Origin of the sequence: Actinomadura fulvescens (assembly GCF_039533225.1) — a bacterium.
Classification (GTDB): Bacteria; Actinomycetota; Actinomycetes; order Streptosporangiales; family Streptosporangiaceae; genus Spirillospora; species Spirillospora fulvescens.
In genome coordinates this window covers 96495-109060 of sequence record NZ_BAAATD010000008.1, presented here as the reverse complement: position 1 = coordinate 109060, position 12566 = coordinate 96495, and the positions used below count along the sequence as shown (strand labels likewise).

11 protein-coding genes are annotated in these 12566 nt (G+C 72.2%); 4 read left to right on the top strand and 7 right to left on the bottom strand.

What is annotated here, in order from left to right; genetic code table 11:
• Nucleotides 1-35: 35 nt before the first annotated feature.
• Both ABD333_RS28140 and ABD333_RS28135 read right to left on the bottom strand, forming a co-directional pair.
• A complete protein-coding gene (locus tag ABD333_RS28140) occupies nucleotides 36-1322 on the bottom strand; it encodes a sensor histidine kinase (RefSeq protein WP_344545520.1) in 1287 nt (428 codons plus the stop codon).
• A complete protein-coding gene (locus ABD333_RS28135; protein WP_344545519.1) occupies nucleotides 1319-1975 on the bottom strand; it encodes a response regulator transcription factor in 657 nt (218 codons plus the stop codon). Before ABD333_RS28135 ends, ABD333_RS28140 begins: the two co-directional genes overlap by 4 nt.
• A gap of 181 nt (nucleotides 1976-2156) precedes the next feature.
• Here ABD333_RS28135 and ABD333_RS28130 point away from each other — a divergent pair, with 181 nt between their 5' ends.
• The 4 genes from ABD333_RS28130 to ABD333_RS28115 are packed head-to-tail and all read left to right on the top strand — an operon-like array spanning nucleotide 2157 to nucleotide 5669.
• Nucleotides 2157-2717 (top strand): hypothetical protein, encoded by a 561-nt coding sequence (locus ABD333_RS28130; RefSeq protein ID WP_344545518.1) that lies wholly within the window; start codon nucleotides 2157-2159, stop codon nucleotides 2715-2717.
• 2 nt (nucleotides 2718-2719) lie between these two features.
• Entirely contained in the window at nucleotides 2720-3766 is a 1047-nt protein-coding gene (locus ABD333_RS28125; protein WP_344545517.1) for a peptidoglycan-binding protein, read from the top strand.
• On the top strand, nucleotides 3763-4452 hold the full coding sequence (locus ABD333_RS28120) for an ABC transporter ATP-binding protein (protein ID WP_344545516.1): 690 nt from the start codon (nucleotides 3763-3765) through the stop codon (nucleotides 4450-4452). The genes ABD333_RS28125 and ABD333_RS28120 overlap by 4 nt, the downstream gene beginning before the upstream one ends.
• Nucleotides 4449-5669 (top strand): ABC transporter permease, encoded by a 1221-nt coding sequence (locus tag ABD333_RS28115; RefSeq protein WP_344545515.1) that lies wholly within the window; start codon nucleotides 4449-4451, stop codon nucleotides 5667-5669. Before ABD333_RS28120 ends, ABD333_RS28115 begins: the two co-directional genes overlap by 4 nt.
• 89 nt (nucleotides 5670-5758) lie before the next feature.
• On the opposite strand, the gene ABD333_RS28110 is transcribed toward ABD333_RS28115, so the two are convergent.
• The 5 genes from ABD333_RS28110 to ABD333_RS28090 all read right to left on the bottom strand — a co-directional run bounded on the left by ABD333_RS28110 (nucleotide 5759) and on the right by ABD333_RS28090 (nucleotide 12562).
• A complete protein-coding gene (locus tag ABD333_RS28110) occupies nucleotides 5759-7279 on the bottom strand; it encodes an alpha/beta hydrolase (protein ID WP_344545514.1) in 1521 nt (506 codons plus the stop codon).
• A gap of 104 nt (nucleotides 7280-7383) precedes the next feature.
• Complete coding sequence (locus ABD333_RS28105; protein ID WP_344545513.1) at nucleotides 7384-10230, bottom strand: FAD-binding and (Fe-S)-binding domain-containing protein; 2847 nt, start codon at nucleotides 10228-10230, stop codon at nucleotides 7384-7386.
• Between the two features lie 21 nt (nucleotides 10231-10251).
• On the bottom strand, nucleotides 10252-10860 hold the full coding sequence (locus ABD333_RS28100; protein ID WP_344545512.1) for a cellulose binding domain-containing protein: 609 nt from the start codon (nucleotides 10858-10860) through the stop codon (nucleotides 10252-10254).
• 23 nt (nucleotides 10861-10883) lie between these two features.
• The gene (locus ABD333_RS28095) at nucleotides 10884-11129 is read right to left on the bottom strand and encodes a hypothetical protein (protein ID WP_344545511.1); all 246 of its coding nucleotides are present in this window, start codon (nucleotides 11127-11129) and stop codon (nucleotides 10884-10886) included.
• Nucleotides 11130-11416: 287 nt separating this feature from the next.
• The gene (locus ABD333_RS28090; protein WP_344545510.1) at nucleotides 11417-12562 is read right to left on the bottom strand and encodes an NAD(P)/FAD-dependent oxidoreductase; all 1146 of its coding nucleotides are present in this window, start codon (nucleotides 12560-12562) and stop codon (nucleotides 11417-11419) included.
• Nucleotides 12563-12566 lie beyond the last annotated feature (4 nt).

Genomic DNA, 12566 nt, shown 5'->3' with positions numbered 1-12566 from the left:
GAGGTGTTGTGACGCGATCGGCCCCGATGGTCTTTTCAGTCCGCAGTACGGACGCCACCCCGGCCAGGGTTCAATGTTCCTGAAGATTGAGGACGCCTCCGGACATTCTGGACAGATCGGGCCGGGAGGCTGACGGTGAGGATGAGTCCCCCGGCGGGCCTGGACGCGGCCTTGACGGTGCCGCCGTGCGCGCCCGCGGTCGCCCGGACGATCGACAGGCCGAGCCCGGTGCCCCGGTCCGAACGCACCCGGTCGTTGCCCAGCCGGCGGAACGGCTCGAAGATCGTCTCAACCTCGTAGGGAGGGACGACCGGGCCGGTGTTGGCGACCGTGAGCTCGACGCGGCCACCGGCATGGCCGGTCGAGACCCAGAGCTCGCCGCCCTCGTGGTTGTGGCGGACGGCGTTCTCCACGAGGTTCTGAACGAGGCGTTCCAGCAGGATCGGATCGCCCTCGGTCGGCGCCGGTCCGAGGTGCCGGTGCGCCGTGACCCCCTGTTCGGCCGCCCCGGCGGCGGCCTGGTCGAGCACGTGCCCGGCCACGAACGCGAGGTCGAGCGGGGAGGTGTCCACGACGGTGTTCTCGGTGCCGGCCAGCGTGAGCAGCCCGTCGATGAGGCGTTCGTGCCGTCCGTTGACGACGAGCAGCGACTCGCCCAGCCGCTTGACGTCGTCGGTCGCGTCCGGCCGTCGCACGGCGACGTCGACGAGCGTCCGGTTGATCGCCAGCGGGGTGCGCAGTTCGTGCGAGGCGTTGGCGACGAACCGCCGCTGCCCGTCGAAGGCCCTGGCCAGCCGTTCCAGCATGGTGTCGAACGTGTCGGCCAGCTCCTTCACGTCGTCGCGCGGGCCGTCGTAGGCGATGCGCTCGCCCAGGTCATGGCTGCGCGCCACCCGCCGCGCGGTCTCGGTGATCTTGTGCATCGGGCTCAGCGCCCGGTCGGCGAAGAACCAGCCCAGCCCGAGCGCGGCGGCCCCGACCACGCCGAGCGCGATGCCGCCCTGGGTCAGCAGGGCGTTCAGCGTCTCGCGCTGGGTGTCGCCCTTGACCTCCTTGATGAGATGGGCCTTCGAGACCGAGTCGCCAGGAGCCTTCTCGATTTCGCTGATGGTCTCCCTCCCGCCGCGCTCGAGATCGAGCTCCAGGCCACCGGAGACGGTCCGCATCGGCCCGTCCGGACGGAGGCTGGCGTCCACCAGAAGGTAGGTCAGTCCCAGCAGCACGATGCCGCCGACCAGGAAGAGCCCGCCATAGACGAGCGTCAGGCGGACCCGGACCGTGAGCCGGAACCTCTCGGTGAGCGTCCCTGTCGACATGGTCATGGAATGCGGTACCCCACTCCTGGAACGGTCTCGATGACGGCCGGCTCCCCGAGCTTGCGGCGCAGCTTCATCAGCGTCACGCGGACCGTGTTGGTGAACGGATCGGTGTGCTCGTCCCACACCTTCTCCAGCAACCGCTCCGCCGAGACGACCTTCCCGTCCGCCCGCAGCAGCTCGGCGAGCAACCCGAACTCCTTGCGCGCGAGCTGGACGTACCGCCCGTCCCGGTACACCTCACGGCGCGCCGGATCGAGCCGGACGCCCGCCCGCTCCAGGGTCGGCGGGTCGGCGGGCCTGGCCCGGCGGCCGAGGGCGTGGACGCGGGCCACCAGTTCCTCGAACGCGAACGGCTTGGTCAGGTAGTCGTCCGCGCCCAGCCGCAGCCCCTCGACCCGGGCGGGCACGGTGACGGCGGCGGTGAGCATGATCACCCGTACCGGGGCCCCGGACTCCACCACGGCGCGGCACACGTCGTCGCCGTGCACGACCGGCAGGTCCCGGTCGAGCACCAGGACGTCGTAGTCGTTCACGCCGAGGTTCTCGAGCGCGGCGTCGCCGTCGTACACCACGTCCACGGCCAGCGCCTCGGCCCGCAGGCCCTCGGCGATCGAGTCGGCGAGCATGCGCTCGTCCTCGGCGATCAGTACCCGCACGTTCCCCGTCCCTCATGCCATGCGAACGCGTTCGCGCCACCGGTGTCCAGCGGCCAGCCTGCGGCAACGGGCGTAACGTCGGCATAACGCGAAGTGGTTACGAGAGGTTTAACGCACGGACGCTGAACTTCTGGTCGTCCGCCGGGACGTGCCCCGGCGGAGTCGACAAGGAGATCTAGCGATGCGACGACAAACCCTTGCGGCGCTGGCCATGGTGCCGATGCTCGCCCTCTGCCTGCCGGCCTGCGGCGGCGACGGCGGCGGCGGCGCGAACGCGCTGCCCTCCAGCAAGAAGACCGACGAGCTCACCGCGATGCGCGCCTTCGCCAAGTGCATGCGCGACAACGGGATCAACATGTCCGACCCCCAAACGGACGGCTCCGGGGGCGTCATGACCAAGGTGGAAGGCGGCTCGAAGGAGAAGGGCGACAGCCCCGACAAGATGAAGGCCGCGGAGGCGAAGTGCCGCCACCTGCAGCCGGACGGCGGCAAGCCGCCCAAGCGCAACCCGGAGGAGATCGCCAAGATGCGCGCCTTCGCCAAGTGCATGCGCGAACGCGGCATCGACATGCCCGACCCGGACGACAACGGGCGGATCGAACGCAAGGTCGAGAACAAGGGCAAGGGCGGCGGCCCCAAGGAGGAGTCCATCGGCGCCAACCCGGAGAGCCCGAAGTTCCAGGCGGCGGAGAAGGCGTGTGGTCACCTGCAGCCCAAGCGCCCCGATGAGAAGGGCAACTGAACTTGAAGGGCAAGCGGGCGGCGCTCCTGAGCATCGCCGGAGTGATCGTGATCGGCGGTGCCGGGTTCGCCACCGCCGGACTGGGCGGAGACGGCGGTAAGGCCCCCGTGGCCCACAGTTCGCTGCCGCCGGCGACCGCGACGATCCAGCGGACCGACCTGGTCGAGACCCAGGCGGTGGGCGGCACGCTCTCGTACGGCGCCACCAGCAACGCGTCCACCGCAGGCGGCGGCACGCTGACCTGGCTGCCGTCGCCGGGCACCGTCCTCACCCGGGGACGGTCCGCCTTCAAGATCGACAACAGGCCCGTGCCGCTGCTGTACGGGAGGCTGCCGATCTACCGGACGCTCGCCACCGGCATCGAGGGGCCGGACGTCAAGCAGCTCGAACGGAACCTGCGGGCCCTCGGCTACACCGGCTTCACGGTCGACGAGACCTTCAGCTCGTCCACGGCCACCGCGGTGAAGGAGTGGCAGGAGGATCTCGGTGTGCGGGAGACGGGCAAGGTCGAGCCGGGTTCGGTCCTGGTCGTGCCCCGCGCGATCAGGGTGGCCGAGCGGAAGGCCGCCGTCGGCGACAAGGCGGGCGGCCCCGCGTTCACCTACACGGGGACCACCCGGGTGGTGACCGTCGACCTCGACGTCAAGTACCAGAAGCTCGTCAAGAAGGGCGCGCAGGTGACGATCGAGCTGACCGAGGACGAGACGACCAAGGGCGTCGTCACCAAGGTCGGCAAGGTCGCCAAGGAGGGGTCGGGGGAGAACCCGGCCAGCATCGAGGTGACCATCGCGGTCAGCAGGCCGGGGGCCCTCGCCTCCTACGACAAGGCGCCGGTGGACGTCGGCTTCACCGCCAACAAGCACTCGGGCGTCCTGGTCGTGCCGGTCGGCGCGCTGGTCGCGCAGCCCGGCGGCGGCTACGGCGTGCAGGTCGTGCAGGGTTCGGCGGTACGGACGGTCAAGGTCGAGACCGGCCTGTTCTCCGAGGGCCAGGTCGAGATCTCCGGCGCCGGGCTGGCCGAGGGCATGAAGGTGGGGATCCCGAAGTGACACCGGTCGTGGAGCTCCGCGAGGTCACCAAGACCTACCCGGGCGAGGTCACCGCGCTGGACCGGGTCTCGCTGACGGTCGAGGCCGGCGAACTGGTCGCGGTCGTCGGGCCCTCCGGCTCCGGCAAGTCGACGATGCTGCACCTGCTCGGCACGCTCGACCGGCCGAGCGGGGGCACGGTACTGGTCCAGGGACGTGACGTGTCCCGGCTCACCGACCGGCGGCTCTCGGCGCTGCGCGGTCGCCGGATCGGTTTCGTCTTCCAGCAGTTCCATCTCGCCGCCGGGGTGAGCGCGCTCGACAACGTCGCCGACGGCCTGCTCTACGGGGGCGTGGGCCCGGCGGAGAGGCGTCGCCGCGCGCGCACGGCGCTGGAACGCGTCGGGCTCGCGCACCGGCTCGGGCACCGGCCGCACCAGCTGTCCGGTGGCGAGAAGCAGCGGGTGGCGATCGCGCGGGCCGTCGTCGGCGAACCGGCGATGCTGCTCGCCGACGAGCCGACGGGCGCGCTGGACTCCGCGACCGGTGCCGGGGTGATCGACCTGCTCCGGGAGCTGGCGAGGGGCGGCACCACGGTCATCCTGATCACGCACGACCGTGAGATCGCGGGCCTCCTCCCCCGCCAGGTCCAGATGCGCGACGGACGCATCGAGCACGACGACGTGTGGGCGGAGGTGGCGCGATGACCGGCCGCCGAGGGCGTCCCGTCACCCAGGAGGACGTTCCGGCCCGGCTCGGCCCGCGGGACGTCCTCAAGGTCGGCGGCGCGGGACTGCGCGCCCGCCCGATGCGGGTGTTCCTGTCGGCGCTGGGCATCGCGATCGGCATCGCCGCCATGATCGGTGTGGTCGGCATCTCCACGTCCAGCCGGGCACAGCTCCAGGCGACCCTGGACAGTCTGGGGACCAACCTGCTGACCGTCACGCCGGGCAACGACTTCTTCGGCGGCGACGCCCGGCTGCCCAAGGACTCGGTCGGCATGATCGGCAGAATCCCGCGCGTGCTGTCCGCGTCCGCCACCGGCAAGGTGTCCGACGCGAAGGTCTACCGCAACGACCACATCCCGGAAGGGGAGAGCGGGGGGATCAGCGTGCAGGCGGCGCGCCTCGATCTGCCCGGCGCCATCGGGCTCCGGATGGCCACCGGCGCCTGGCTCAACGCCGGCACCAGCCGCTATCCGACCGTGGTGCTGGGCTGGTCGGCCGCGGAGCGCCTCGGGGTCGCGCAACCCAATCAGCAGGTGTGGCTCGGTTCGCAGTGGTTCACCGTGGTGGGGGTCCTGAGCCCGAACGCGCTCGCGCCGGAGCTGGACTCGGCCGCCCTGGTCGGCTGGGACGTCGCCGAGACCCGCCTGGACTTCGACGGCCACCCGACCACGGTCTACACCCGGGCGGAGAAGGACGCGGTGGAGGACGTACGGGCGGTGGTCGGCGAAGCCGCCAATCCCGAGTCGCCCACAGAGGTCAAGGTCAGCCGCCCCTCGGACGCGCTGGCGGCCGAGCAGGCCACGGACAAGGCGTTCACCGGGCTGCTGCTCGGGCTGGGCGGAGTCGCGTTGCTGGTCGGGGGTGTCGGCGTCGCCAACACCATGGTCATCTCGGTACTGGAACGGCGTGCCGAGATCGGCCTGCGGCGGTCGCTGGGCGCCACCAGAGGCCAGATCAGGTTGCAGTTCCTCACCGAGTCGCAGTTGCTCGCCGCCCTGGGCGGCGTGGGCGGGGTGGCGCTCGGGATCGTCGTCACGGCGGTCTACGCGCTGAGCCAGGGCTGGCCCACCGTGGTCCCGCCCTGGGCCATGGTCGGCGGTGTCGCGGCGACCCTGCTGATCGGCGGGATCGCGGGTCTCTATCCGGCGATCCGCGCCGCCCGCCTGGCCCCCACGGAGGCTCTCGCCACCCCCTAAGGACCACGTGCACCCCTTAAAGGACCACGTGCGCCCCGGTCCCGCCGCTGCGCACGCGGCGGGACCGGGGCGGCCGTGTGACGCCTGCCTCAGGAGACGGCCGGGCAGTGGGTGCCCCGCGCGGGCACCTTCAGGTCGATCAGGTAGTCGTCGACGGCGTTCGTCATGCAGGGACCGTCGGTGGCGCTGCCGTGCCCCCAGCCGTCGTAGGTGACCAGCACGCCCTTGCGGCCGAACTGCCGGGCGACCGACGCGGCCCAGCGGTGCGGCGTCGCCGGATCGTGCGCCGCGTTCACCAGCAGCACCGGCGGGCCGATACGCGCCGGCGGCTTCAGGCGGTGCTGCGGGTTGGCGGTGGGAACGCCGAGGCACGAAGCCATCAGACGGAGGGGCAACAGGTTAGGCATGTCGGGCGCGGTCCTGTTCATCCTCCGCACGAGCGAGGCGTACTCCCGGTGGTCGCGCACCGGCAGGCGCCAGTCAGCGCAGAACACCGGCACCGCGGACGGAAGCGGTGACAACCGCGGAGGCGGGCCGGACGCCTCGCGCGTCTCCATGTCGACGATGTCGTTCGCCAGCAGGGCGAAGTCGGCCTGGTAGAAGGCCCGGAAGGCGACCAGGTTGACCAGGTCGCTCGACGTCAGACGAGGTCCGAGCCGGCCGGCCAGCCTCGGCGGGGTGGCCAGCTCGCCACGGTCGGCCTTGGCACGCAGTTCCTTCCAGACCGCCCGCACGTCGCGGTCTCGCAGCGCGCAGCCGGCATCTGCCTCGCACCACTTCACGAACTCGTCGAACAGGTCCTGGCCAGCGGCCGCGCCGGTCTTCAGGAAGGCGCGCGTGGTGGGAACGCTGTGGTCCATCACGCTTTCCAGCACCATCGCCCGGACATTGCGGGGATAGGTCTCGGCGTACTGCGCGCCGAGCATCGTGCCGTACGAGCTGCCGTGGAACGTGAGCTTCTTCTCGCCGAGCGCGACGCGGATGGCCTCAAGGTCGCGGACGGTCTGGCCCGAATCGAGATGGTCGACGATGCCCACGGGCTTGGTGTTCGCCCGGCAGTCGGCGCGCAGGCGCTTGTTGTAGGCGACGGTGGCGTCGAAGTCGGCCTGGCTCGTCAGGTTCGGCGACGGCCGTTCGGCGAGCAGTTCGGGTGAGCATGTCACCGGGCTGCTGCCGCCCACGCCACGCGGGTCGAAGCTGACGATGTCGAACCGGCGGCGCACCTCGGGGCTGAAGCGGGCGTGCCCCTTCCCGACCCGTTCGACGCCCGAGTCGCCCGGACCGCCGGGGCCGAACACGAGGGTGCCGGCCCGGACCGCCGGGTCGGCCGTCCGGCGGGCGATCGCCAGTTCGAACGTCGGGCCGTCCGGCCGGGCCCAGTCGACGGGCAGTCGCAGGGTCGCGCACTCGGAGCCCTTCCACGCGGCCCACTCCGGCGTGTCCGGCTTGCACGGGGACCACTGGACGGCCGTGGCGGGCGCGGGCGTCGCCGTCGACGCGGCGGCGGAGGCGGTCCCGGCGGCCGGGACGACGACCCCCGCGGTGATCGCTGTCGCCGCGCCCGTGCACCAGAGTGCGGCACGGCGCGCGGCGGAGCTGGCCTTGAGCATGAACGTCCTCCTGAGTGGATCTTGGGGGCGTTCGTCACGCTAGGTCCGTGATCGGGCGCTGGGAACCGTTCTCAGGGGTGGTTCAGGGTCGGCTCAGGGAAGGCTCAGGGGAGGGCACGGCGCAGGACTTCGGCCAGGTGAAGCCCGCGGCGCCCGGTGCCCTGCGCCACCTGCGTCCGGCACGAGAAGCCGTCAGCGAGGATCAGCGTCCCGTCCGCGGCCTCGCGGACCTTGGGGTACAGCTCCCGTTCGGCGCACGCCTGCGAGACCTCCCAGTGGCCGCGCTGGAAGCCGAAGTCGCCCGCCAGACCGCAACATCCGGCGCCGATGACGTCGGTCTCGACGCCGAGCCGCTCCAGCACCGCCCGGTCGGCGTCGTACGACCCCTTGGCCTCCTGGTGGCAGTGCACCTGCGACACGGCCGCCGCGTCGAGCCGCCGGAACGGCCACTCGCCGTCATGGCCCGCGACGACCTCGGCGAGCGTCGTCACGCGTTCGGCGAGGAGCCGGGCCCGCGGGTCGTCCGGCAGGAGTTCGGGTGCTTCGTCGCGCAACATCACGGTGCAGGACGGTTCGAGCCCGATGACGGGCAGCCCGGCCGCCAGCGCGGGCTCCAGCACGTCGAGGGTACGGGCGAGGACCCGTTTGGTGATCTTGAGTTGCCCGGTCGAGTGCCAGGTCAGGCCGCAGCAGACCGGACCGGGCGGCAGGAGCACCCGGTATCCCAGCGCCTCCAGCACCTCGACCGCCGCCCGTCCGGTCTCCGGCGTGTGGAAGGCGGTGAACGTGTCGGGCCACAACACGACCTTTGGGCCGTCGTGGCGGGGCCGCCCGCGAAACCACGCCGCCAGCGTCTTTTCGGCGAAGGAGATCATCTCGCGCCGCGGCTCGACGCCCGCCAGCCGCTTGGCGAGCGCCGCCACGGGGCGTCGCCGCAACGCCGCGTTGGCGAACCGTGCCGCACCCGGGACGGCCGTCACGACCCTCGACCACAGAGGCAGCCAGCCCATCGAATAGTGCGTCACGGGCCGGACCCGCCCGCCGTAGTGGCGGTGCAGGAACTCCGCCTTGTAGGTCGCCATGTCGACATTGACCGGGCAGTCGTCCGCGCACGCCTTGCACGACAGGCACAGGTCCAGCGCCTCCCGTACCTCCTCCGACCGCCACCCGCGGGTGATCGACTCCCCGCGCAGCATCTCCGCCAGGACGCGGGCGCGGCCTCGTGTCGAGTGGACCTCGTCCCTGGTGACCTTGAACGAGGGGCACATGGCGCCGGTCTCCAGGTTCCGGCACGCGCCCACGCCCACGCAGCGGTGCACCGCCGCCGCGAACGATCCGCGATCACGGGTGAGGGCGTGCACCGGCGTGATCGGCAGCGTGGTCAGCAGCGCGTCACGGCCCGGCCCCGGCCGCAGGCCGGCGTCCATCGGCGCCGGATCGGTGATCACGCCGGGGTTGAGCCGCCCCGCCGGGTCGAAGACGGCCTTGAACCCGGCGTACGCCGCCATCAGCTCCGGCGAGTACAGCTTGGGCAGCAGCTCCGACCGCGCCCGGCCGTCCCCGTGTTCGCCCGAGACCGTCCCGCCGTGCGAGATGACCAGCTCGGCGGCTGCCTCCATGAACTCCCGGTAGGCCGCCACACCGCCCGGGGTGTCCAGGCCGAAGTCGAGCCGCAGATGCAGGCACCCCTCCCCGAAATGCCCGTAGGGGACGCCCCTCAGGCCGTGCCCGCGCATGAGCCCGTACAGCTCGCGCAGGTAGACGCCGAGCCGTTCAGGAGGAACGGCCGAATCCTCCCAGCCGGGCCACGCCTCGCCGCCGTCCGGCAGCCGGGTCACGATTCCCGCCCCCGCCTCACGGATCCACCACAGCGCCCGCATCTCGGCCGGCTCGTCCACCACGACCGCGCTCGTCTCCGGCACGATCTCCCGTACGGCCGCGACCAGCGCGTGGGCCGCCTCCCGCGCCTCGGCGAGCGAGTCGCCGCCGACCTCGCAGTAGAGCCAGCCGCCACCGTGCGGCAACGCCGACCCGGCGTCGCCCCGGCCGGGCTGCGCGCGGAGCGCCGTCAGCAGGTCGGCCGCCATCCCCTCGACGGTCAGCGCACCGGTCCGGGCGGCGAACGGCGCGACCTCGGCGGCCGTGTAGACGTCCGGGAAGCCGAGCACGGCCAGCGCCCGCACGGCCGGCACCGGAACGAGCCGTACCGTCGCCTCCGTGACCACGCCGCAGGTGCCCTCGCTGCCCACGAGCGCCTTGGCCACGTCGAAGCCGTTCTCAGGCAGGAGGTGATGCAGGCCGTAGCCCGAGACCTGCCGGCTGAACCTCCCGAGCTCGGTCCGCAGCGGCGCGAGATGAGCGTCGCGCAGCCGGGTCAACTCGGCGTCGATCCGGGCGTCTCCGCTCGTGCCCTTGCCGACCGCGAGCTCCCGGCCGTCCGGCAGCAGCAGCCTGAGGGCCTCGACGTTGCCGGCCGTGATGCCCCACGCCACCGAATGCGCCCCGCACGCGTTGTTGCCGACCATCCCGCCCAGCGTGCACCGCGAATGGCTCGACGGATCAGGGCCGAACGTGAGCCCGTGCACCCCGGCCGCCGCCCTCAGGTCGTCGAGCACCACCCCGGGCTCGACCACGGCCGTCCGCGCCGCCGGATCGATCGACGTGATCCGGTGGAGATGCCGGGAGGTGTCGACCACGATCCCGCGGCCGATCGAGTTGCCCGCGATCGACGTGCCGCCGCCGCGCATCGTCACCGGCAGCCCGGTCTCGGCCGCGAGCTCCAGCGTCCGGGCGAGCTCGTCCCGGGTCCGCGGCTCCGCGACCGCCACCGGGACCCGCCGGTAGATCGAGGCGTCCGAGGAGTATGCCGCGCGGGTGGTCAGATCCGTACGGAAGAACCCGGCCTCCGACAGCCTTCGCCGGATCGCGTCGAAGTCAGTTGCGGCGGCCATCGCTCCAGGTTAGGGCGTGGCTCAGCCCCAGACGCAGGGCCTGTGGTTGAGAGTGCAGCCCGTGGGCGGCTCACCCCTGCCGCGCGCCACGAACGTCACGGTGTAGCTGGCGCCGTTGCTGAGCGGTCCGCCGTTGACCACGATGGCGTCGCCCTCGCGGTGCCATGGGAGCGGCCACAGCGTGCGCAGCCTGCTGCGTCCTGAGAGCTCGAAGCCGAGACGCCAGGAAGAGAGCGTGTCACCGGTCCTGTTGGTGACCGTGAAAGAACCGCGGTACTCCCAGAAGCCGCTGTCGGAGCCGGAGTAGCTGACGGTGACGGGGCCCGGCGGAGCGGCCTTCGGCGCCTGCGAAGGCGGCGGCGGCTGTGTGGGCGACGGCGGCGCGGGGCGGCCCGGGGTCGTGGGCGGGGCCGAACCGTCCGGCTTGCCGGTCGGCGACGACGACGACGGCGAGGGTGACCCGCTGGGTTGCTGTGTCGACTTGGCGGTCTTGGGCTGCAGAGGGCTGGTCCCCCCAGACGGCGTGGTCGTGGTCGGCAGGGCCTCCGGCGCCACGCATCCGGGCGCTTCGCAGGCCTTCAACGCCTGCGGGACGGGAGGCCCGTCCTCTCTCCCGAAGACCGTGTACATCCCCACCAGCGTGGCCGCGAAGGTCACCACGCCTGCCGCGCCGACCACCACGGCCCGCCGCGAGGACGGTCGTTTACCCCTGTCCTTCTTCCGCCGCGCCCCGCCCTGCCGCCCGGCGCCTCCGCCCACTCCGGCAGCTGCGGCGGCCCCAGCAACTCCGGCAGCCCCAGCAGCCCCAGCGGCCCCAGCGGCCCCAGCGGCCCCAGCGGCACCGTCCGGGCCTGTAGGGCGCGGTCCGGACGCCATCCCAGCCGGAACGGCGGGCGCACCGGCCGGAGAGCCGGGAGGCGCGACGACCAGGACGTCGGGCCAGATGACGCCGTCGGGATCGCGGCCATAAGGCCGCGAGTCTTGCTCTGACATGAAGCCACCCGTTCATGTAGGCCGCGATCGTGCCGGCCCCGAAGCGGCTGCGATCCTTATGGAACTCAGCGCCGTAAGGGGCCAGGACGTTACACAACGGGGTGAACATACCGCGACCTGGCGATTCCATGATCCCGGTATGGGCGAAATGGCGCTGGACCAGCGCAGTCACCCGGCCCCGGAAGCCACCTGATCAGACATGGTTGTGCTCGGGTCGCAGCCGGTCGCCCTCCAGGCGCCGGGCGTCGAGAGGCGACACGTCCACGAACGGCTCGCGGCCGAGATAGAGATCGCGGACGATCTCGCCGACCGCCGGGCCCTGCAGGAACCCGTGCCCGGAGAACCCGGTCGCGTAGAGAAAGCGGCTCACTCCGGGAGCCTCGCCGATGAGGGCGTTGTGATCCGGGGTCACCTCGTACAGCCCGGCCCAGCCCGTGGTGAGGCCGACCTCCAGCAGGCCGGGCGCCCGCGTGGCCATCGCCTCGCCCAGCCGGGGCAGCCAGGCGTCGTCGCGCTCCAGCCGGAACCCGGGACGCTCGTCCGGATCCGACATGCCGATCATCAGTCCCCGGCCCTCACCGTGGAAGTAGAACGTCGTCGCGAAGTCGATCGTCATCGGGACCGGCCTCGGCAGGTCAGGCATGGGCTCGGTGAAGACGATCTGCCGGCGCAGCGGGGTGACCGGAAGGTCCACCCCGACCATGGCTCCGACAGCCGACGACCAGGCTCCCGCGGCGCACACCACGGTCGACGTCTCGATGCGCCCCCGGGATGTGCGCACGGCCTTGATCCCGTCGCCCACCTCGACGTCGAGCAGCTCGCAGTGAGTCAGCACCCGCGCGCCATGCCGCCGGGCACCCGTCGCGTACCCGAGGACGACCGACTCAGGCGTGCAGTGCCCGTCGTCCGGGGAGAACGCGGCGGCGAGCAGGCCGTCCGTCTCGATCAGCGGCGACAGCCGTTTCGCCTCGGCCACCGAGATCATCCGGCTGGGTACCCCGAGCTCGTTCTGCAGCGCGACGCTCCGCTCGAACGCCGCGACGTCCTCGGCCGCCGAGAGCAGGAACAGATAGCCGACACGGTGCAGGTCTATCTCCTGTCCCGGACGCCGCCCGAACCGCCCGAACGCCTCCAGGCTGCGCGCCCCGAGCCGGATGTTGACCTCGTCGGAGAACTGCGCCCGCACGCCCCCGGCCGCCTTGCAGGTCGAGCCGGACCCGAGCTCGCCCCGTTCGACCAGCACCACGTCCACCCCGGCCTCCGCCAGGTGGAACGCGATGCTCGTTCCCATCACGCCCCCGCCGACGACCACCACGCCGGCCGATGCCGGAACCTCCACGGCC